The organism is Lacrimispora sp. 38-1, assembly GCF_049890855.1.
Classification (GTDB): Bacteria; Bacillota; Clostridia; order Lachnospirales; family Lachnospiraceae; genus Lacrimispora.
Genome location: NZ_JBANEW010000027.1, coordinates 244,301 through 265,063 on the forward strand (window position 1 = coordinate 244,301; position 20,763 = coordinate 265,063).

Consider the following 20,763-nt stretch of genomic DNA (forward strand, 5'->3'; position numbering starts at 1 on the left):
GGAAAGAGGGAGAATAGGAGGCGGTTAGGCGCTTCCTATGCCAAGATTTTGGGAGTAAGTGTAAAGATGAATGGAAAGATTAACTATGATGCGGCTGTTTCAATTAACTTACTGCAGACCTTGGCGGTCACAGCCAGTAATCCGAAGGATATAATAGAAGCTGTTGGCATTACAGAAGATGAGATTATGAATGGAACAACCTTGATGGTAAACGTTGAAAAGCAGGAGCTGACGGAAGCAATCATCAGTACCATTGACAAGGCAGAAAAAATGAAGGGAGAGGTGCCGTTGCCGTTGGCGGCTGTTGACATCTCTTTGCTAAAGCAATATGCAGATGGAAAAAGTGATGCAGTGACCAGCACATACGGAATGCTTAAATTTGTTTTGGCAGTGCCAGAGGGAACAGACACCTCCAAAACCTTTGCAGTAGCAAGAATTCATGATGGAACGGTGGAATGGCTGGAAGATCTGGATGATAATCCTGGTACCGTTACCATTGAGACGGACAAATTTTCCCTCTATGTAATCTCTGGCATCGACGTAGTAACAGATCAGGAGATCGCGGACAGCAGTGTCTACAGTACAGGAAACCTCTCTCGTCTGACGAAAGTAATGGAGAAAGCAAAGAGAGGGGAGACTGTGACCATAGCCTATCTTGGTGGTTCCATTACCAATGGTTCCGTTGCGACCCCTAAAGATACCAATTGCTATGCATATCTTACGACTCAGTGGTGGAATAAAACGTTTCCTGATGCAAAAATCAACTATGTCAATGCGGGAATCGGAGCAACAGATTCTTATCTTGGTGTTCACCGTGTGGCACAGGATGTGCTTTCAAAGAACCCGGATCTTGTGGTTGTGGAATTCAGCGTCAATGACTACCGTGATCATAATAAGGAGAGCTATGAAAGCTTAATTCGCAGAATATTGGAGTACAAGACGGACCCGACAGTCGTGTCTCTGTGCCTGACCCAGTTTTCAGCGGATGGTCAATGCATTGATTACAGAGAGTATCACAAAGAAATAGCAGATTATTATCAGGTTCCTGTGGTGAGCTATGGAGACGTAGTAGGGCCAGGGCTTGAGAACGGGACCATTCGGTGGAACCAGTTAGGACCATCAGATGACTTAACACATCCCAATAATGCAGGACACAAGATCATATCACGGTGCATGTCCTATTTCTATGGACAGGTATTGGAGGATATGAAAAATCACAGCTACGGTGACTACAGCACCTATGAGCTGCCGGGAGAGACTGTGACGGAATCCAAATATGAAAATGGTACAATTTTGGATCATCGTTCAGGAAGCGGGGACGGCATCCGCGTATCAGGAAGTGATGTATCCAAGGTCACCGTAAAGAACGCCCAGTTTCCGTATGGCTGGCAGACTGACAGTGGATCAGATATTACATTTACCATTGAAAATGCCACTAATATGGGGCTGATCTATTACGGTGGTATGGAAGAAAACTATGGGATCTTTGATGTGTATGTGGGTGACCAGTATGTCAATACCATTGATACCTATTTTTACGGAAGCTGGGGCAGTCATGCGGATTATAATCTGCTTTTAACAAGCGGAACAAAAGGTCCTCATACGGTGCGTATCACGAAAAATGAGAACAGCAAAGGAAACCGGTTTACCATCCTGGGCTTTACTGTTTCAAGCTCAGATACAAGTCCGGCGTCCTATGTAGATGAGACAGAGCCGGAATTAATCAAAGAGGAACAAGAGAACCCAAACGGGCAGGAAGAGATAATTTAAGTTTTTCAGTAAGCCGTTATTAAGATGGCAGGCGGCTGATTATGACCGCCTGTTTTTTTATGGAAAAGAGCAGAAAAGACAGTGGTAACTGTCTGAGAGAAAGTGAGAATATAAAATGGATGTCAGAAAAGAATACGAATCATGGTGTGGAAATCCGCTCTTTAATGAGATGACCAGAAGGGAGCTTATTGCCATTAAGGACAATGAGATGGAGATTCAGGACCGTTTTTATAAAGAACTGGAATTTGGAACAGGAGGACTCAGAGGAGTAATCGGCGCAGGAACAAACCGAATGAATATTTATACAGTCCGAAGGGCGACTCAGGGGCTTTCTAATTATATCATTCGTGAAAAGGGAGAAAAAAAAGGAGTGGCAATTGCCTATGATTCCAGAAATTATTCTCCGGAGTTTGCCAGGGAAGCCGCTCTTTGTCTGGCGGCAAACGGCATATGTGCTTATCTGTTTGACTCCTTGAGGCCCACGCCCGTACTTTCCTATGCAGTGCGTAAGCTGGGGTGCATAGCAGGCATTGTGGTCACAGCCAGCCATAATCCGCCGGAATACAATGGCTATAAGGTGTATTGGGAGGATGGCGCGCAGATTACGGCTCCCAAAGACCAGGAAATAATCGGAGAAGTAAAAAAAGTCAGAGATTACGCCCAGGCCAGGACTATGGAGCTGAAAGAAGCGGAAAAAATGGGACTTTACCGCATAATCGGCAAGGAATTGGATGACTGCTATCTGGAGGAATTAAAAAAACTGGTGATTCACCCGGAAATGATTAGAAATCAGCAAAAGCAGTTGAAAATCGTGTATACCCCCCTTCATGGAACCGGTAACCTTTTTGTGCGCCGGATTTTAAAGGAATTGGGGTTTGAAGAAGTCTATGTGGTGCCGGAACAGGAGAAGCCGGATGGAAATTTCCCCACTGTGAGTTATCCAAATCCTGAAGACAGCAAAGCCTTTTCCCTGGCACTTAAGCTTGCAAAAAAAGTGGGTGCAGACGTGGTTCTTGCCACAGACCCGGATGCAGACCGTCTGGGCATCTATGGAAAGAATGAAGAAAGCGGAAAATATGAGCCATTTACCGGCAATATGTCAGGAATGATTATTCTGGAGTATATTTTATCACAGAAGAAGGAAAAACGAGAGTTTCTTAAGAATGAGGCAGTGGTGACGACCATTGTATCCGGTAAGATGGCAAAGGCGATAACAGACGCTTATGGTGTGGAGCTTAAGGAGACTCTGACTGGTTTTAAATATATTGGTGAGCAGATGAAATTCTTTGAGCAAAGTGGCAGCCATCATTTTTTATTTGGCTATGAAGAGAGCTACGGCTGCCTTTTAGGAACTCATGCAAGGGATAAAGATGCCATAGTGGCAGCAATGGCATTGTGCGAAGCGGCAGCTTACTATCTGACGAAGGGAATGAGTCTTTGCCAGCAGATGGAGCATCTGTATGAGAAGTACGGTCATTATAGAGAAAATCTCTGCACAATCACTTTAAAAGGAATGGACGGGGCGGAGAAAATTAAAGGGATTTTGGAAACAATCAGAAAGAATCCTCCGTCATGTATCGGAGATTTTTCCGTGAAACGGTTCCGGGACTATGTAGCTGGTGTGATAAAAGACTTGGAAAGCAGATCAGAATATCCCACATCTCTTCCGTTTTCCAATGTTCTGTATTTTGAACTGGAGGATGAAGCATGGTGCTGTATCCGTCCGTCAGGAACCGAGCCGAAGGTAAAATATTATATCGGCGTAAAAGGCTCCGGGAGCTGTGATGCAGCGGAAAAGCTAGCTGGGCTTACAGCTGCGGTAAAAGTCTTAATCAGCAATTAATTCCCTTAAAAAAAGCAGACAGGGCGTCTCTGTCGGGAATGATGATCTTACCTCTTTGAACCCGGACCAGCCCCTGTTCGGTCAGATGCTTTAGCTGACGGGATACGGTTTCCCGCCGCGATCCCAGCATATCAGCCAGATAGGTAACGCTTAACTCCATATTGATTAAGGTCCCTTCTTCATGGGGAATGCCATAATCTTTGGAAAGCCGCCATAGCTTTGCCGCGATCTTCTTTTCCCCATGTACAGAGTTGGAGGTGTTTTTTAACTGGCGGTATAAGCGGCGGTTTTTTAAAGCGAGGGAATCAAGAATCAGTTTCGTCAGTTCAAAATCATGACGCATAACCTCCAGAAAATCCATCTTTCCAAAGCATAGAACCACAGATGGTTCAAAGGCTTCGCAGTTAATGGAAGCGGGCATATTCTGCAAAACTTCTTCGTTCACCAATTCTCCTTTTCCCAGTAGAAAAATGGTTTTTCTCTCTCCCTGGGAATTGATCTTATAAAGGGATACGAAACCGGTTACTACTATATAAATCGTCTGGTTCATTTCTTTATCCCAAAACAGGTGTGATCCTTTTGGGAAACGCCGCAGGCTGCCACAGGCCATCAGTGATGCCACTGATTTCTCTGATATGCTTTGAAAAAGCTGGGTACAGGAACAAGCTTCTTTTATATCCATGGGAACCACATTCTCCTTTATATCGTTGTCTTACGTTATATTAAATACTTTATTTCTCAGATAGGTTAAATTCCCTTCAATAATGGACTCTGCCAAGTCATACAGATATTTTGCAGGCTTAAGCCCATCAACCTTTTGGAGACCTTTTTGTATAAAAGTATTATACTATACCATAAAATCTAACGCAAGGAGTAGGAAAACACTATACTTTTTCAGCCCTCTAAATAAAAATACTCAAAACTCAAGCTGCCCTGTAACAGCAAAAATCCCCGGAACATCTCTGCCCTGAGGATTTGAGTTTTGTAATATTATCTCTTTGTGAGCCATCACCCCTTGTTCGCGCCTTTATTCCTCACCGTGTCTCATAATATGAGCCCCAAAAAGCAGTACCAGATAAAAGATACTTAAAATCCCGATATGTAATGCAGTTTTAATAAACAAAGGAAGGCCCCCAAATGGATCGAGAAAGGAAAAGGCGGCATAATAGATTCCAATTGCCAGCAGCATGAGTGCCGATGGCTTTGCGATCATATCCCATGCATTCCATACAAAATCCACCATTTTCCTCAAAGTAAGCACATGCATGAAAGCCAGCAGCAGTTCGCTGGCCAGTGCGCCCACCAGGTATGCAAATATTCCCAGCCGCGGGATGCCAAAAAGCACAAACAGGAGCCGGAGCGACATGGCGATTACATTCTGGGTGAAGGTGATGGAGGTTTTCCCAAGCCCGTTTAAGATACTTCCCATGGTGGTGGCCATGTAAAGAAATGGGCAGAGCCATGCCAGTATGGTCATATACTGCCCGGCTGAGCTGTCCTTAAACACGCTTACTCCCAGGTCATTGCCGAATAAAGTGAAAATTCCGATACAGAGAATTCCCACATACATACAGTAGCGCAGGGACATGGAAATAGCGGTTCCGATCCGTTTTTCATTCCCCTCTGACTGGGCCTCCGCTACCGTGGGCAGCAAAAGCACTGCCAGGGAATTAAATACGGTGGAAGGGAACAAAATAAAGGGCAGTGCCATCCCGGTTAATACTCCGTATACGGAAAATGCGGCTGAATCCGAGAGACCGGACATTTGCAGTCTGCTTGGGATGAGTATGGCCTCTGCACTGGCAAGGACATTTAAAACCAGCCGGTTTCCCATGAGAGGAAGTGCAAGATGAAGGAGACCCGGAGCTGTTTCACTGAAATGAGAGGAGTCATAGGCAAAGTCTTCTGCCATTTTCGGCGGGAAAAAGCGGTAGGCAAAAACGGTAAAGAGAGACGAAGCAATTTCACCGATTAAATGTCCCATGACTGCCAGCTGGACAGTGATGGTAATTCCTGACCGGATCATAATGTCAGCAATGAGAAAAACCGCTCCGATTCTTACAATCTGCTCCGTAATCTGGGCTAATGCCGGAACGGAGGGACGCTGCATACCATAATAGTAACCGTTGATACAGGCATGGATTGCTGCACAGGGAACCGATACGGCAAGAAACGTAAGGAGAGGGGCACAGCGCGGCTCCATTAATATGGAACCTGCAATAAAGTCCTTAAACTGAATAATGAAATAAGCCAGTATCATGGAAATAGCCACTGAAATGACCAGACCGCTTCGAAATACAGAACGGCCCTTCTTCACATTAGCGGCTACGGACTGGGATATGGCGGTTTGAATGGAACCTGCACAAAGAGCAAAGCAGATCCCAAAAACCGGATGAATCAGATTAAAAATACCCAGACCCTCAGCTCCGATGGTACGGGAGAGAAAGATCCGGTAAAAAAAGCCCAGCACCCGGGTGATGAGCCCGGCCGACGTAAGAAGAAGCGTGCCGGTCAGTAGCGCATATTTTCTTTTTGAAAGTTTTCTGGGGATCTTTAGGGAATCATTCATGAAATCTCCTGAAAAAGAGAATTATTATAAATATATGGAAATTGTTCTTTCTTCATGACATATTCATAATGAGAATCATTCCTATTGAATTTCTAGGAAATGTGTGTATAATAGAAAATGTAGATGAAGCTTTTAACTTTAGAACTACAGAAAGGCGGAACTAACAAATATGAAGAAACTGATTTATTTAGACAACGCAGCGACGACCAAAACCAGACCAGAGGTCGTAGAAGCCATGCTGCCTTACTTTACGGAATATTATGGCAATCCATCTTCCGTATACGAATTTTCCGGTATTTCGAAGAAAGCGGTTCAGGAATCCAGAGAGATCATCGCGAATTCTCTTGGAGCCAAGGCAAACGAGATTTATTTTACAGCCGGCGGTTCTGAATCCGACAACTGGGCTCTCATTGCAACAGCAGAGGCCTATGCAGAAAAAGGAAAACACATTATTACCAGTAAAATCGAACATCATGCCGTGCTCCATACCTGTGAGTATTTAGAGAAACGCGGTTTTGATATCACTTATCTGAATGTAGATGAGAATGGTTCCATAAAGTTAGACGAGCTGAAAAAAGCCATTCGTCCTGACACCATCCTCATTTCTGTCATGTTTGCCAATAACGAGATCGGCACCATTGAGCCCATTAAGGAGATTGGTGAGATTGCAAAAGAGCATAAGATCTTATTTCATACCGACGCAGTTCAGGCATTCGGTCATGTACCAATCAACGTAGATGATTATCACATTGATATGTTAAGCGCCAGCGGTCATAAGATTAACGGACCAAAGGGAATCGGATTTTTATATATCAGAGCCGGTGTGAAGTCCCGTTCCTTTGTTCATGGAGGCGGACAGGAGAGAAAACGCCGTGCAGGAACAGAGAATGTAACAGGAATCGTAGGTTTCGGTAAAGCGGTGGAGCTTGCAGTGGCAGGAATGGAAGAAAGAACCCGCAAAGAGACTGAGCTTCGTGAATATTTAATGGAACGTGTTATGAAAGAGGTTCCATACACCAGAATTAACGGCAGCAGAAAGAGCCGCCTTTCCAATAATGTAAATTTTGCCTTCCAGTTTATTGAAGGAGAATCCTTACTGATTATGCTGGATATGAAAGGAATCTGCGGTTCCAGCGGTTCTGCATGTACTTCGGGCTCCTTAGATCCGTCCCATGTGCTGCTGGCAATCGGCCTTCCCCATGAGATCGCCCACGGTTCTCTTCGTCTGACTCTTGACGAGGAAAATACCAGGGAAGAGATGGATTACGTGGTGGAAGCCATCAAGGAGATCGTTGCGAAGCTTCGCAGCATGTCTCCTCTTTATGAGGATTATATCAAGCATCAGGGGAATTAATACAGGGTAGATGAATTACCGGAAAGTGGAGAATATAGAATATGTATACAGAAAAAGTAATGGATCATTTTGAGCACCCAAGAAATGTGGGAGAGATAGAGAACGCCAGCGGTATGGGTACGGTTGGTAATGCAAAATGCGGCGATATTATGAGAATTTATCTGGATATTGATGAGAACCAGATTATTCAGGATGTGAAATTTAAGACCTTTGGATGCGGTGCGGCGGTAGCTACCAGCAGCATGGCAACAGAGATGGTAAAAGGTAAATCAGTTCAGGAAGCCATGGAGGTAACCAACAAGGCCGTATGTGAGGCACTTGACGGTCTGCCCCCTGTAAAAGTTCACTGCTCCTTACTGGCCGAAGAGGCAATCCATGCTGCTTTATGGGATTATGCAACCAAGCATGGCATTGAGATTGATGGCTTAAAGAAGCCAAAGTCTGATATCGGCGAGGAAGAAGTAGAAGAAGAATATTAATGGAAATGGAATACTATGAGTAAAGCGAAAGTAGTAGTAGGAATGTCAGGCGGAGTGGATTCATCCGTTGCAGCCTGGCTGTTAAAGGAACAGGGCTATGACGTAATCGGCGTAACCATGCAGATCTGGCAGGACGAGGATAACGTGACTCAGGAAGAGAACGGAGGCTGCTGCGGCCTCAGTGCCGTGGACGATGCCAGAAGAGTTGCCTGGGATCTTGGAATTCCTTATTATGTTATGAATTTTAAAGAAGAGTTCAAATCACAGGTCATCGATTATTTTGTAGAGGAATATCAGAGAGGACGGACTCCCAATCCCTGTATCGCCTGCAACCGCTATGTCAAGTGGGAATCTCTTTTAAAGCGGAGCCTGGATATCGGAGCCGATTATATTGCCACAGGTCATTACGCACAGATTGACAGGCTTCCAAACGGCAGATATGCCCTTAAAAAGTCTGTAACTGCTGCCAAAGACCAGACATATGCTCTTTATAACTTAACCCAGGATCAGCTGGCATGTACCCTGATGCCGGTAGGAGCTTATTCCAAGGATCAGATCAGGGAGATTGCTGACCGGATCAATCTTAACGTTGCTCACAAACCGGACAGCCAGGAGATCTGTTTTATACCGGATCATGATTATGCCGGATTTATTGAAGAGAACGCAGGGGAGAGAGCCCCCGAAGGTGATTTTGTGGATTTGGATGGCCAGGTAATCGGACGCCACAAGGGAATCACTCACTACACCGTCGGACAGAGAAAGGGTTTAAACCTGTCTCTTGGATATCCTGTTTTTGTGGTGGAGATACGCCCTGAGACAAACGAAGTGGTCATTGGAAAAGGTGAGGATGTCTATTCTGACACCCTCAGCGCCGGACATTTAAACTGGATGGCGGTTGACGGTCTTCATGGAGAAGAGATGGAGGTAATGGCAAAGATCCGTTACAGCCATAAGGGCGCCGCCTGTACCATTAAAGAAGTGGAGGATGGCGTGGTAGAATGCAGATTTGAGGAGCCGCAGAGAGCGATCACTCCCGGACAGGCCGTGGTATTTTATCAGGGCGAGTATGTAGTGGGAGGAGGAACCATATTGTGATAATCAGCAAAAAAACAATCAGATGGATCTTCCCGGCTGTCCTGCTTTTCTGTCTGTTTCTGCTTTCCGGCTGCGGAAAAAAGTATGAAGCCGTACAGACTCCTGCCGTTGAAGAGGCAAAAGGGGAGATAAGCGGGGAAACGGAGAGTACGCCTGTAACCATCGAAGATGAAGATGGAAAGACGGCCGAAAAAAGCTCCCACGAAGCCGCTGTTACAACGGAGACAGCTCCGGAGTTTCAAAAAGCAGACGAGACGGTCTATGTGACAGGCAACGGAGTGAATGTGAGGGCACAGCCATCTGCCTCCGGCCAGATCGCAGTTACACTTAATCAGGGAACTGCACTGAAACGAACCGGATACAGCCAGAGCTGGAGCCGTGTCATCTATGAGAATAAAGAATGCTATGTGTCTTCCCGTTATTTATCCACGGATAAACCCGCTGATAAAGCTCAGACTCCTTCCATATCGGGAAGCGGAAACGGACGGCTGATTGCCATTGATCCGGGACACCAGGCAAAGGGAAATTCTCAAAAAGAACCCATCGGACCGGGTTCATCCGAGATGAAACCAAAGGTAGCATCAGGAACCCAGGGAACTGCAACCGGAATACCGGAGTACAAGCTTACTCTGGCAATCTCTCTTAAATTAAAGCAGGAGCTGCTTAACAGAGGATACCGGGTTTATATGATCCGTGAGACCGATGATGTGAATATCAGCAATGCAGAGCGTGCCGGCATGGCCAATGACAGCGGAGCAGATATTTTCATAAGAGTTCACGCCAATTCCTTAAATGACAGTTCCATAGCCGGTGCCTTAACGATGTGCCAGACTTCAAAAAATCCATACAACAAAAGCCTCTACAGCAAGAGTTCAGCGCTGTCAAAAACAGTGGTGAATGGAATCAGCAGTCAGACCGGATTTAATAACCGGGGTGTACAGGAGACGGATTCCATGAGCGGAATTAACTGGTGTAAGATACCAGTAACCATTGTGGAGATGGGCTTTATGAGTAACGCGGAAGAAGATAAGAAGATGGCGACAGATGAATACCGGGACAAGATTGCAAAAGGGATCGCAGATGGGATAGATGCCTATTATGCAGGCGGCAACTGATATCCCTCTTTAAAAATGAATCAGATTATAAATGATAAGCCGGAAAGCGGAAGGATTTGATCCCATATGCTTTCCGGCTTTTGCTGTTTTCCGTACTCCTCTCCAGGTAATAAATGAATTGAAAAAAGCATACATTTTCCTGAAACGTTTCTTCCAGGCAAGGAGAAGAAAAACATGGCAGATTATGGGCTTGCATTATCAGGAGGAGGAACCAGAGGAGCGGTTCATGTAGGCGTTCTTACGGCGTTAGAAGAAAACGGTCTTTTGCCTGACCGGATCGCGGGAGCCAGTGCCGGCAGTATTGTGGCCGGACTTTACGCATCCGGAATGGGGATTGGTAAGATGAGAGAAACAGTGGGCTGGCTGGCAAAGCATGGAGAAAATTATATAGATCCCAATATAATCGGAGTCATCCTGTTTCTGCCCCAGGTACTGCTTCACAGAAATACATCTTTAATGGGATTAATAAAAGGCAACCGGCTTTCCCGTTTTCTCTGTGATTTAACTGATGGACTGGAGATACAGGGGTGCGAGAAGGGTCTTCTGATACCGGCTGTTGATATAAACAGCGGCAAAACCGTTGTTTTTACTAACCTTTTTAAAGAAAAGGTTCCCATATCTGCGCTTCGGGAAGAAAATGTGAGGTGGCAGAAAAATGGGCTTTTATGTGATATTATGATGGCAAGCTCTTCTGTTCCCGCTGTATTCTGCCCAAGGCAGATCAATGGTTTTTTACTGGTGGATGGAGGAGTGACCAATAACCTTCCGGTGGATTTACTTATTTCCACGGGCGAATCAAGTGTGATTGCAGTTGATATCGGGGAAGCATATGAGATGCCAAAGGACCATTCTATTATGGAGATCGCGTTCCATTCGTTTTCCATCATGAGCAGAGAGTTAAAGGACTGCCGTTCCAGCGGTGAAATTCTTCTTTTAAAGCCGCCGATTCCAAAAGGATCAGGGCTTCTGACCTTTGAATATATGGAGGAATGCATGGAATGCGGATATCTGTATACAAAAAAAATGATGCCGCGTATTAAGCATGTTCTGGAAAAAAGAAAATAAATACGGTATACTGAATGAAAACAAAACAGATACACAAGAGGAGGAATCAAATGGAACTCACGTTTCGATATGCACAGGAATCGGATACAGCTCTGATTCTGGAATTTATTAAAGAGCTGGCAGATTACGAGAAAATGCTTGATGAAGTGGTGGCTACGGAAGCGCTTTTAAAAGACTGGCTGTTCGGGCAGAAAAAAGCAGAAGTAATCTTTGCACTGGCAGATGGGAAAGAAGCAGGATTTGCATTGTTTTTTCATAATTTCTCCACATTTCTCGGCAGAGCCGGAATCTATCTGGAAGACTTGTTTGTAAAGCCTGATTACAGAGGTAAGGGAATTGGAAAAGCAATCTTAAAGAAATTAGGTGCCGTTGCCAGAGAACGGGGCTGCGGAAGACTGGAGTGGTGGTGCTTAGACTGGAATCAGCCCAGTATCGACTTTTACCGTTCCATGGGAGCGGAGGCAATGGATGAATGGACCGTATACCGCATATCCGGTGAGAGGCTGAACGAACTGGGAGATGCCGGTGATAAATAAAGATCATTGAAGACAGGAAATACATGGGGAGCGTTTATAGGACGCTCCTTAATTTATTTATTTGGAAAAGAATCATGAAATTGTAATGCCTTTGTAAACAATTTTATGGCATAGTGGGTTATACTGCTACTGTATGAATAAAATTCCAAGGAGGATAGTCATGAAACGAATCATGGATAAAAAATACAACAGGAGGTTACTGACTGTACTGTTGCTTATAAGTATGATGGAAGTTACTGGTTGCAGTTTACAGCAAAAGAATAGGACAGGTGAAAATACTGAAGCTTCAACTGCCGTTACGGTAAGCCAAAATGATGTTATAAAAGAAAGTTCGGCAGCAGCTGTAACAGAAACAGAAACAGAAACAGAAACAGAAACAGAAACGGAAACAGAAATAGAAACGGAACCGGCTTTGTTAGACCGTTATATCGGGCTTCTCGGCCTTACGAAAGAAGAGTTGGTGAAATCCCTGGGTGAAGAGCCGGAGAAAATCGATGAGGGAGGTCTGGAATTTAAAAATGCCGGAATACGCATATGGTTTGATCATCCAAATTACAGGACAGCGGAGCAGATTTTAGTCATGGATCCGCAGTTTGATATTCTTGGTGTAAAGTTGGGAGAAAAAATTGACAGATTTAAAGAAATATTAAAAGATCCGGTCAGTGACCAGAACGGAGATGCCCATTTTAAGTACAATAACGTATACCTGTCCATTATCTATGATACAGAGACACAGGATACATATGGACTGTATATATTAAAGAATGATTTCTAACCTGCGAAAAGAAATGACTGCCAGGGAGACGGAGAAATGGTATGCTTATCCGGATGCAGTTATTCTGGCAATCAGACAGGCTTTATACAGCAGCCGGGTTCAGCTTGTAAGATAATTTTCACCTGATGGGGGAGGATACGGCTGTTACAATCTGCCGTCTTAAAAATCCTTCATTTGTGTACTTATAAAAGAAATACCGCCGGAACTGGCGGTATTTTTATAATTAATATTTATCTGTTATGACCGGAGCTTCCGGTAATTCTGTTTCTTCTGCTGCTTCATATACCGGTTCACTGATCTGCTTTTTTTCAGAAACCTTGTCACCCATCAGCTGAATCCAGCTGATTTCATCTTTCATGGTCTGTGCCTGGGCTGCTAACTCTTCACTGGATGCAGAGCTTTCCTCTGCGGTTGCCGCATTGGTCTGAACTACAGACGATACCTGGGTTAAGCCGGTGTTGATCTGCTGAATGGCATCTACCTGTTCTGCAGACGAACTGCGGATCTTTTCCATGGATTCCCCAAGGAATTCTGCCTTGTCTGCCAGACCTTTCAGTATTTCCACTGTTTCCTTTGATAAAGTTTCTCCGTTTTCTACCAGAGAAGAGGAGTGTGCCAGCAGGGAAGAGGTTTCTCCGGCTGCCTCCGATACCTTAACAGCCAGATTACGGACTTCATCTGCAACAACTGCGAAGCCTTTTCCGGCCTCTCCGGCCCTTGCTGCTTCAATAGCGGCATTCAGTGCCAGAATGTTAGTCTGGAATGCGATATCTTCAATCACCTTGGTGATATTTGTGATTTTCTTTGAGGCTTCTCCGATTTCAGTCATGGCCTGGTTTAGATTCTGTATATAGGAATTACCTTTTGTAAGCTCTATTCCGGTCTGCTTTACATATTCATTTACTGTTGAAACCGTAACTACATTTTCTTCCGCATGATGAGCCACATTGGATATGGAGGCATTTAACTCCTCCACAGTAGCCGCCTGCTCCGTTGTACCGGAAGCCAAAAGCTGGGCTCCGGAGGAGATCTGATCGGCGCCGCTTGAAATCTGGTTAATGGAGTTCCTGAAGTTTCCGAAAATGGTATTTAAATTGGCAATGATTCCATTGATTGATGTCTTAAGAAGGATAAAATCCGCTTTGTATTCTGATTCAATGGTTAAGGTACAGTTTCCTTTCTCTACGCCGTCTAAAACAGTTGTGGCATCATTAATGATGGAGCGGAGAGAAGAAACGGTGTATTTTAAAGAAGCGGATAGAGTGCCGATCTCATCATCGCTCACATATTCAGGGACCTGGGAATGAAGATCACCCTGAGAAAGAAGCTCCAGTCTGTCCACCATTTTAATGATGGGGTTAACAATAGGAGAGGCAATCCTGATTGCGCAAATCAAAGCGATGATCAAAAAAACAGCTATAAAAAAAATCATAATAATGATTGAAATGTAGAAACCTTCCATAAGCTCAGAGGTTTTTGCCGCCACACCGATGGACCAGCCGTCTGTATTGGGAATGGGGGCATAACCTACGGTAAGCTGACTTCCCTTATGATGAATGGATTCGATGCCGGACTTACCGGTCATCATGTTCTGCACCATCTTTGCAGCGTCAGAAAAGGATGAATCTGTTTTGGCAGTTTCTATGTAATTTAACTGCTGGTTCACATTATCCTGTTCCTTATGTGCAACAACTGTTCCTTCTTTATCTACAATGAATCCATAGCCTGATTTTCCAAGGGATATGTCATTAATCATTTTGCTGAAGGAATCACAGGAGAGTCTTGCAAATACAATACCTTTGCTTCCGTCGCCATTAACCGGTGCTGAAAGAATCATAATCATCTGGCCGGTTGCTTTGCTTAAAAGGGGAGAGGATATGTAGGTTTCCCCGTTCGTGGATTTCTGAAAGTATTCCCTTTCTTTGATATCTGTTCCGTCGGAGGTAATTCCCTGGGGGTTGCAGACGACAATGGAATCAAATTCATATTCCTGCGCCAGCTGGGCTAAGTCTTTCTGAAGCTGTCCCGATGCACCGGAGGAATTTCTGATTCTGCTGTCCTTTGAGATTGATTCGATTTTAGTCTTGTAGATGAGGATGGCGTTTTCTACCGAATGGTTGTATGCGTTAGTGTTTTCCTGGATTCTAAGCTGCATGTTGTTCCTTGCATCCCGATAGACGATAATGGAATTGACGGTGCCGAAAAGTAATGTAATAACGGTTGACAATGCTGCGATACTGATTTGAAGCTTGCGTTTGATAGAATTTTTACCCATCTGCTTCTTTCTGCCTGGTATGGGCATCTGTTTTTCCTGCGACATGTGTTTTTCTCCTGATCTGGTTTTATTCTTTTCCTTATTTTGCCAATATTTTATCTTATGTAATCAGAGCAATTATAAAACAAGAGCATCTGGCTGTCAATTGTCCTGGACAAGAAAAAAAAGATTAAACATAATGTGGGATTAATCCATCTGTTTGAATCCGGTTGTTGTGAATAATGATACTTATTTCGGAGAAAAAACAGGAATCGGGGAAACAATATGCTCCCTCCTAAGTGACAAGTTTTATTATAATGCTTGTCACTTAGGAGGGAGCATATCAGCCGGCCTGTTAGAAGACTGGCGGTGAGATCTGATTAATGGAGTTCCTGAAGTTTCCGAAAATTAAAGAATGCCGATCTCATCATCGCTCACATATTCCGGAACCTTGGAATGCCGATCACCCTGAGAAAGAAGATCCGGTCTGTCCACCATTTTGATGATGGAGTTAACAATAGGAGAAGTAATCAAGATTGCGCAAATCAGGGCGATGATCAAAAATACAACTATAAAAAGAATCATAATGATGATTGAAATATAGAAACCTTCCATAAGCTCAGTGGTATTTGCCGCCACACCGATGGACCAGCCGTCTGTATTGGGAATCGGTGCATACCCCACGGTAAGCTGACTTCCTTTAAGATGAATGGATTCGAAACCGGACATACCAGCTGTCATGTTCTGCACCAACTTTGCAATCTCTGAAAAAGAAGAGTCCGTTTTTGCCGCTTCTATGTAATTCAACTGCTGGTTCACATTTTCCTGATCCTTATGTGCAATAACTGTTCCTGCTTTATCTACAATGAATCCATAGCCTGTTTTTCCAAGGGAAATATCGTTAATCATTTTGCTGAAGGAATCATAGGACAGTATTGCAGATACAATGCCCTTGCTTCCGTCGCCATTAATTGGAGCTGTGAGAACCATTATCATCTTTCCGGTTGTTTTACTAATGATAGGGGAAGATATATAGGTTTCTCCGTTTATGGACCTTTTAAAATATTCCCTGTCACTGACATCAGATCCATCAGAGGTAATTCCCTGTGGGTCACATATTATTATGGAATCAAATCCATATTTTTCCGCCAGTTGGGCTAAATTTTCTTTCAGCTGTTCCGATGAGCCAGAGGGGCCTGTGACTCTGTTATCCATTGAGACTGATTCAATTTTAGTCTTATAGATGAGAATGGCATTTTCTACGGAATGGTTGTACGCGTTGGTGTTTTCCTGAATTCTGAGCTGCATATTATTCCTGGCATCCTGATAAATAATAATGGAATTGACTGTGCCAAAAAGCAATGTAATGACTGTTGAAAATGCTGCAATACTGATTTGAAGCTTGCGCTTAATGGTGTTTTTACTCTTCGGATCGATGAGGTTCATTTGTGCTTTTGTTGTCATTAAAATATTCTCCTGATTTGGATTTATTATTTTTCATCTTTTGGTTAATTATTGTAATATGTAATTTGATTATAATACAAGAGCTAAAGGCTGTCCATGGTACTCCAGTAAGATTATTAAAAGAAAAGAGCAGGCAGTGCTGCCGGATAAGAGAAACCAGCAGCACTGCCTGTCATAGAAAGGCTTATTATTTTTTAAGTTCCTGCATCTTCATTGCACGAACCTTTAACGGAAGACCGAACAGAGTGATGAAACCGTCTGCATCGTGATGATCATAGAGATCACCGGTGGTAAAGGAAGCAAGAGATTCGCTGTATAAGGAGTACGGAGATGAGGTTCCTGCTTTGATAATGTTGCCTTTATAAAGTTTGAACTTCACTTCTCCTGTTACATATTCCTGTGTGGAAGTAACAAATGCCTGAACTGCCTCCCGAAGTGGTGTGAACCATTTTCCTTCATATACGATCTGCGCAAATTTATTACCCATATCTTTTTTTACTTCCATGGTAGCGCGGTCTAAAACCAGCTCTTCCAGCTGCTGATGTGCTTCTAAGAGAATGGTTCCGCCTGGTGTTTCATAAACGCCTCTGGATTTCATGCCGACTACCCGGTTCTCCACGATATCTACAATGCCGATGCCGTGCTTTCCGCCAAGCTCATTTAACTTTGTTATAATATCGGAAACCTTCATGGTTTCTCCGTTTACGCTGACAGGAATGCCTTTTTCAAAGGTCATGGTCACGTATTCTCCTTCATTCGGGGCCTTTTCAGGAGAAACACCAAGTACCAGAAGGTGATCGTAATTCGGTTCATTAGCCGGATCTTCCAGCTCTAAGCCCTCATGGCTGATATGCCATAAGTTACGGTCACGGCTGTAGCTGTTGTCTGCTGAGAACGGAAGGTCGATTCCGTGCTGCTTGCAGTATTCAATCTCATCTTCGCGGGACTGCATGGTCCATACATCGGTCATACGCCATGGTGCGATGATCTTTAAATCAGGAGCCAGAGCCTTGATGCCAAGCTCGAAACGGATCTGGTCATTGCCCTTTCCGGTTGCTCCGTGGCAGATGGCAGTGGCGCCTTCCTTCCTTGCAATCTCAACCAGTCTTTTTGCAATTGCCGGACGAGCCATGGAAGTACCCAGAAGATACTTATTCTCATAAACTGCATTGGCCTGTACACAGGGGATGATGTAGTTGTCGCAGAAGTCATCTACAAGATCTTCTATATATAATTTGGAAGCGCCGGATAATTTGGCTCTCTCCTCCAGACCATCAAGCTCGTTGCCCTGTCCGCAGTCGATGCAGCAGCAGACTACCTCATAATCAAAATTTTCCTTTAACCATGGAATAATGGCAGTGGTGTCAAGTCCGCCGGAATAGGCTAAAATTACTTTCTCTTTCATATATGATTCCTCCTCAATGGTTTTTGTATATTTTCTTTTTGAACTTACATAAATATACAACAAAACCAGGGGAAATGCAAGGGTAAAATGAAAAATATAAAAACATCTTGCATAATATACAAAAGAGATGTATAATTATGAAAATCCTTAAGGAAAAGGTAAAACGCTCATGAATGAAGAGCGGATGGCCGATACAAAATAGAGAATGGTAAGGAGCGATGACTATGATTAAAGCAGGAATTATAGGATCAACCGGATATGCAGGCGGTGAGCTGGCAAGACTTTTACTCCAGAGAGATGACGTGGAGATTAAATGGTACGGATCGAAAAGCTATGTTGACCAGAAATACGCTTCTATTTATCAGAATATGTTTGAAATCGTCAGCGATTCCTGCATGGATGATAATATAGAAGCTTTAGCAGAGAAGGTGGATGTGATTTTTACAGCAACACCCCAGGGCTTTCTGGCATCTGCTTTAAATGATCACATTTTATCACAGACCAAAGTCATTGATTTAAGTGCGGACTTCCGGATTCAGGATGTGAAAATCTATGAAGAGTGGTATCAGATCCAGCATAAATCTCCTCAATATATAAAGGAAGCGGTGTACGGACTTCCGGAAATCAACAGGGAAAAGATTAAAAATGCAAGGCTGATAGCAAATCCGGGCTGTTATCCCACCTGTTCGGAACTCTCTGTTTATCCGCTGGTAAAAGAAGGTCTGATTGATCCTGATACAATTATCATCGATGCAAAATCGGGAACTTCAGGAGCCGGAAGAGGAGCGAAGACTGACAATCTTTACTGTGAAGTGAATGAGAACATCAAAGCTTACGGGGTGGGTGTTCACAGACACACTCCTGAGATTGAAGAACAGCTTTCCTACGGGGCAGGAAAACCGGTAACCATCAGTTTCACACCACATCTGGTTCCCATGAACAGAGGCATTCTCATAACTGCCTATGCATCGTTAACCCGGCAGGTTTCCTATGAAGAAGTAAAATCCGTTTATGATAAGTACTATGGCAAAGAATTTTTTGTCCGGGTGCTGGAGAAAGATGTGACACCTCAGACAAAATGGGTGGAAGGCAGCAACTTTGTTGATGTGAATTTTAAAATTGATCCAAGAACCAGACGGATCGTGATGATGGGAGCCATGGATAATCTGGTAAAAGGGGCCGCCGGGCAGGCAGTGCAGAACATGAATATTCTTTTCGGACTGGAGGAAAACAAAGGACTCAAGCTGATTCCCATGTTTCCGTAGCTGATTGAATGAAAGCGTAATGAAAAAGGAAAAAATAATGATAATACGATCAATGACAATAGAAGATTATAGCCAGGTATATGCACTTTGGTCCGGAATTAAAGGATTTGGTATCCGGGCTGTTGATGATTCGGAAGAAGGAATCAACCGGTTTCTTCTTAGAAATCCGGACTTGAGCGTGGTTGCAGAAGATAACGGTACGGTTATTGGTACGATCTTATGCGGTCATGACGGGCGCAGGGGAACGTTATACCATGTGTGCGTGGCAGAGGAATACAGAAAGCATGGAGTCGGTCATGAGATGGTTCTGGAAGCTGCCAGCCGACTGAGAAAAGAGGGAATCAATAAAGTCAATCTGATTGCCTTTCGTGCCAACCTTTTGGGAAATAATTTCTGGAGGAAAGAAAAGTTCACATTCCGTGATGATTTAAATTACTATGATTTGACCATCAGTGAGGAAAACCGCACTGATTTTGTAAGCTGACAGAAGAGGATACCATTACCGGAGACAGGGAGGAAATAATTATGAAGCAGATAAGCGGAGGAGTAACAGCAGCGAAGGGATTTAAAGCTGCATCAACGGCAGCAGGCATTAAATATAAGAACAACCGGAACGATATGGCGATGATTTACAGTGAGGTTCCATGCAAGGCAGCAGGTACCTTTACTACAAACATTGTAAAAGCAGCCCCTGTCAAATGGGATAAGGAGATTGTGACCAGTTCTCCCTTTGCCCAGGCAGTTGTGGTAAATGCAGGAATTGCCAATGCATGTACCGGTGAAGAAGGATTCTCCTACTGCAGTCAGACGGCAAAGGCCGCTTCTGAGTGCCTTTCCATACCGGAAGATTCAGTACTTGTGGCTTCCACCGGAGTAATCGGAATGCAGCTTCCAATTGACCGCATCACGGCGGGAGTGAAAGCAATGTCTGCTATACTGGAGGGGAGTGAAGAGAGCGGAACTGCAGCAGCACAGGCCATTATGACTACCGATACTGTAAAAAAGGAAGTGGCAGTTCAGTTTGAGGCAGGGGGAGCAACCATCACCATCGGAGGCATGTGCAAGGGCTCCGGAATGATCCACCCTGACATGTGCACCATGTTAAGCTTTGTTACCACAGATGCTGCAATCTCAAAGGAGCTTTTGCAGGAAGCGTTAAGGGAAGATATCAAAGATACGTACAACATGATATCCGTTGACGGAGATACCTCTACCAACGACACCGTTCTTCTTCTGGCAAACGGTATGGCTGGAAACAAAGAAATTACGGAAAAAAATGAGGATTATCAGTTATTTATAAAAGCACTTAATTTTATCAATGAAACTCTGGCAAAGAAGATGGCAGGGGATGGAGAAGGCTGTACTGCATTATTTGAGGTAAAAATAATCGGCGCAGAAACAAAGGCACAGGCTGTGACATTATCAAAATCAGTCATCACCTCCAGCCTGACAAAAGCGGCCATATTTGGTCACGATGCCAACTGGGGACGTATTCTCTGCGCCATGGGGTATTCCGGAGCTTCCTTTGATCCGGAAAAAGTGGATCTGTATTTTGAAAGTGCAGCAGGAAAGCTTCAGATCATTGAAAATGGTGTGGCACTCCCCTACAGTGAGGAAGAGGCGACTAAGATATTATCGGAGCCGGAAGTGACAGCCATTGCTGACATCAAGATGGGAAATGCCTCTGCAACTGCATGGGGCTGTGATCTGACTTTTGACTATGTAAAAATCAACGCAGATTACCGTTCTTAAGCATTGAAAGCAGACCGTAAGA

General features: G+C 44.1%; 18 protein-coding genes. 13 read left to right on the forward strand and 5 right to left on the reverse strand.

Translation table 11 applies throughout. The features are described from left to right. Positions 1 to 66 precede the first annotated feature (66 nt). Both V7D18_RS06365 and V7D18_RS06370 read left to right on the forward strand, forming a co-directional pair. Positions 67 to 1,770, forward strand: a complete 1,704-nt coding sequence (locus tag V7D18_RS06365) for an SGNH/GDSL hydrolase family protein (protein ID WP_426152548.1) — start codon at positions 67 to 69, stop codon at positions 1,768 to 1,770. 115 nt (positions 1,771 to 1,885) lie between these two features. After that, positions 1,886 to 3,613: a phospho-sugar mutase gene (locus V7D18_RS06370; protein WP_426152550.1), complete on the forward strand. Its 1,728-nt coding sequence runs from the start codon at positions 1,886 to 1,888 to the stop codon at positions 3,611 to 3,613. Here V7D18_RS06370 and V7D18_RS06375 read toward each other — a convergent pair. Then, on the reverse strand, positions 3,603 to 4,295 hold the full coding sequence (locus tag V7D18_RS06375; RefSeq protein ID WP_426152552.1) for a Crp/Fnr family transcriptional regulator: 693 nt from the start codon (positions 4,293 to 4,295) through the stop codon (positions 3,603 to 3,605). The genes V7D18_RS06370 and V7D18_RS06375 overlap by 11 nt on opposite strands. A 345-nt stretch (positions 4,296 to 4,640) precedes the next feature. Further along, positions 4,641 to 6,182, reverse strand: a complete 1,542-nt coding sequence (locus V7D18_RS06380) for an oligosaccharide flippase family protein (protein ID WP_426152554.1) — start codon at positions 6,180 to 6,182, stop codon at positions 4,641 to 4,643. Positions 6,183 to 6,351: 169 nt separating this feature from the next. Between V7D18_RS06380 and nifS the strand changes: the two genes are divergently transcribed. The 8 genes from nifS (at position 6,352) to V7D18_RS06420 (ending at position 12,716) form a co-directional block, all read left to right on the forward strand. Beyond that, entirely contained in the window at positions 6,352 to 7,536 is a 1,185-nt protein-coding gene (gene nifS / locus V7D18_RS06385; RefSeq protein ID WP_426152556.1) for a cysteine desulfurase NifS, read from the forward strand. Between the two features lie 41 nt (positions 7,537 to 7,577). Continuing rightward, positions 7,578 to 8,015, forward strand: coding sequence for a Fe-S cluster assembly scaffold protein NifU (gene nifU, locus V7D18_RS06390; RefSeq protein ID WP_426152558.1), 438 nt, complete (start codon positions 7,578 to 7,580; stop codon positions 8,013 to 8,015). 15 nt (positions 8,016 to 8,030) lie between these two features. Beyond that, a complete protein-coding gene (gene mnmA / locus V7D18_RS06395) occupies positions 8,031 to 9,110 on the forward strand; it encodes a tRNA 2-thiouridine(34) synthase MnmA (RefSeq protein WP_426152560.1) in 1,080 nt (359 codons plus the stop codon). After that, positions 9,107 to 10,225, forward strand: a complete 1,119-nt coding sequence (locus V7D18_RS06400; protein WP_426152562.1) for an N-acetylmuramoyl-L-alanine amidase — start codon at positions 9,107 to 9,109, stop codon at positions 10,223 to 10,225. The genes mnmA and V7D18_RS06400 overlap by 4 nt, the downstream gene beginning before the upstream one ends. Before the next feature lie 174 nt (positions 10,226 to 10,399). Continuing rightward, the gene (locus tag V7D18_RS06405; RefSeq protein WP_426152564.1) at positions 10,400 to 11,290 is read left to right on the forward strand and encodes a patatin-like phospholipase family protein; all 891 of its coding nucleotides are present in this window, start codon (positions 10,400 to 10,402) and stop codon (positions 11,288 to 11,290) included. Positions 11,291 to 11,340: 50 nt separating this feature from the next. After that, complete coding sequence (locus tag V7D18_RS06410; RefSeq protein ID WP_426152565.1) at positions 11,341 to 11,826, forward strand: GNAT family N-acetyltransferase; 486 nt, start codon at positions 11,341 to 11,343, stop codon at positions 11,824 to 11,826. A 160-nt stretch (positions 11,827 to 11,986) separates the two neighbouring features. Continuing rightward, positions 11,987 to 12,601 carry a hypothetical protein gene (locus V7D18_RS06415; protein ID WP_426152567.1) on the forward strand — a complete coding sequence of 205 codons (615 nt, stop codon included), beginning with the start codon at positions 11,987 to 11,989 and terminating at the stop codon, positions 12,599 to 12,601. Continuing rightward, the gene (locus V7D18_RS06420) at positions 12,591 to 12,716 is read left to right on the forward strand and encodes a hypothetical protein (RefSeq protein WP_426152569.1); all 126 of its coding nucleotides are present in this window, start codon (positions 12,591 to 12,593) and stop codon (positions 12,714 to 12,716) included. The genes V7D18_RS06415 and V7D18_RS06420 overlap by 11 nt, the downstream gene beginning before the upstream one ends. Before the next feature lie 108 nt (positions 12,717 to 12,824). Here the strand turns inward: V7D18_RS06420 and V7D18_RS06425 are convergent, their stop codons facing one another. The 3 genes from V7D18_RS06425 to V7D18_RS06435 all read right to left on the reverse strand — a co-directional run bounded on the left by V7D18_RS06425 (position 12,825) and on the right by V7D18_RS06435 (position 17,724). After that, entirely contained in the window at positions 12,825 to 14,921 is a 2,097-nt protein-coding gene (locus tag V7D18_RS06425) for a methyl-accepting chemotaxis protein (protein ID WP_426152571.1), read from the reverse strand. A 342-nt stretch (positions 14,922 to 15,263) separates the two neighbouring features. Then, a complete protein-coding gene (locus V7D18_RS06430; RefSeq protein WP_426152573.1) occupies positions 15,264 to 16,319 on the reverse strand; it encodes a PDC sensor domain-containing protein in 1,056 nt (351 codons plus the stop codon). 187 nt (positions 16,320 to 16,506) lie between these two features. Beyond that, on the reverse strand, positions 16,507 to 17,724 hold the full coding sequence (locus tag V7D18_RS06435) for an argininosuccinate synthase (protein ID WP_426152575.1): 1,218 nt from the start codon (positions 17,722 to 17,724) through the stop codon (positions 16,507 to 16,509). A gap of 224 nt (positions 17,725 to 17,948) precedes the next feature. On the opposite strand from V7D18_RS06435, the gene argC reads away from it, so the two are divergent. The 3 genes from argC to argJ are packed head-to-tail and all read left to right on the forward strand — an operon-like array spanning position 17,949 to position 20,741. Next, positions 17,949 to 18,989: an N-acetyl-gamma-glutamyl-phosphate reductase gene (gene argC, locus V7D18_RS06440; protein ID WP_426152577.1), complete on the forward strand. Its 1,041-nt coding sequence runs from the start codon at positions 17,949 to 17,951 to the stop codon at positions 18,987 to 18,989. Positions 18,990 to 19,026: 37 nt separating this feature from the next. Then, on the forward strand, positions 19,027 to 19,473 hold the full coding sequence (locus V7D18_RS06445; protein WP_426152579.1) for a GNAT family N-acetyltransferase: 447 nt from the start codon (positions 19,027 to 19,029) through the stop codon (positions 19,471 to 19,473). A 41-nt stretch (positions 19,474 to 19,514) separates the two neighbouring features. After that, a complete protein-coding gene (gene argJ, locus V7D18_RS06450) occupies positions 19,515 to 20,741 on the forward strand; it encodes a bifunctional glutamate N-acetyltransferase/amino-acid acetyltransferase ArgJ (RefSeq protein WP_426152580.1) in 1,227 nt (408 codons plus the stop codon). Positions 20,742 to 20,763 lie beyond the last annotated feature (22 nt).

What these genes read in the sequence shown, in the direction of transcription:
- V7D18_RS06365 (WP_426152548.1), top strand. Translation starts at nt 67, where the DNA reads ATGAATGGAAAGATTAACTATGATGCGGCTGTTTCAATTAACTTACTG.
- V7D18_RS06370 (WP_426152550.1), top strand. Translation starts at nt 1,886, where the DNA reads ATGGATGTCAGAAAAGAATACGAATCATGGTGTGGAAATCCGCTCTTT.
- V7D18_RS06375 (WP_426152552.1), bottom strand. Translation starts at nt 4,295, where the DNA reads ATGGATATAAAAGAAGCTTGTTCCTGTACCCAGCTTTTTCAAAGCATA.
- V7D18_RS06380 (WP_426152554.1), bottom strand. Translation starts at nt 6,182, where the DNA reads ATGAATGATTCCCTAAAGATCCCCAGAAAACTTTCAAAAAGAAAATAT.
- nifS (WP_426152556.1), top strand. Translation starts at nt 6,352, where the DNA reads ATGAAGAAACTGATTTATTTAGACAACGCAGCGACGACCAAAACCAGA.
- nifU (WP_426152558.1), top strand. Translation starts at nt 7,578, where the DNA reads ATGTATACAGAAAAAGTAATGGATCATTTTGAGCACCCAAGAAATGTG.
- mnmA (WP_426152560.1), top strand. Translation starts at nt 8,031, where the DNA reads ATGAGTAAAGCGAAAGTAGTAGTAGGAATGTCAGGCGGAGTGGATTCA.
- V7D18_RS06405 (WP_426152564.1), top strand. Translation starts at nt 10,400, where the DNA reads ATGGCAGATTATGGGCTTGCATTATCAGGAGGAGGAACCAGAGGAGCG.
- V7D18_RS06410 (WP_426152565.1), top strand. Translation starts at nt 11,341, where the DNA reads ATGGAACTCACGTTTCGATATGCACAGGAATCGGATACAGCTCTGATT.
- V7D18_RS06415 (WP_426152567.1), top strand. Translation starts at nt 11,987, where the DNA reads ATGAAACGAATCATGGATAAAAAATACAACAGGAGGTTACTGACTGTA.
- V7D18_RS06420 (WP_426152569.1), top strand. Translation starts at nt 12,591, where the DNA reads ATGATTTCTAACCTGCGAAAAGAAATGACTGCCAGGGAGACGGAGAAA.
- V7D18_RS06425 (WP_426152571.1), bottom strand. Translation starts at nt 14,921, where the DNA reads ATGTCGCAGGAAAAACAGATGCCCATACCAGGCAGAAAGAAGCAGATG.
- V7D18_RS06430 (WP_426152573.1), bottom strand. Translation starts at nt 16,319, where the DNA reads ATGACAACAAAAGCACAAATGAACCTCATCGATCCGAAGAGTAAAAAC.
- V7D18_RS06435 (WP_426152575.1), bottom strand. Translation starts at nt 17,724, where the DNA reads ATGAAAGAGAAAGTAATTTTAGCCTATTCCGGCGGACTTGACACCACT.
- argC (WP_426152577.1), top strand. Translation starts at nt 17,949, where the DNA reads ATGATTAAAGCAGGAATTATAGGATCAACCGGATATGCAGGCGGTGAG.
- V7D18_RS06445 (WP_426152579.1), top strand. Translation starts at nt 19,027, where the DNA reads ATGATAATACGATCAATGACAATAGAAGATTATAGCCAGGTATATGCA.
- argJ (WP_426152580.1), top strand. Translation starts at nt 19,515, where the DNA reads ATGAAGCAGATAAGCGGAGGAGTAACAGCAGCGAAGGGATTTAAAGCT.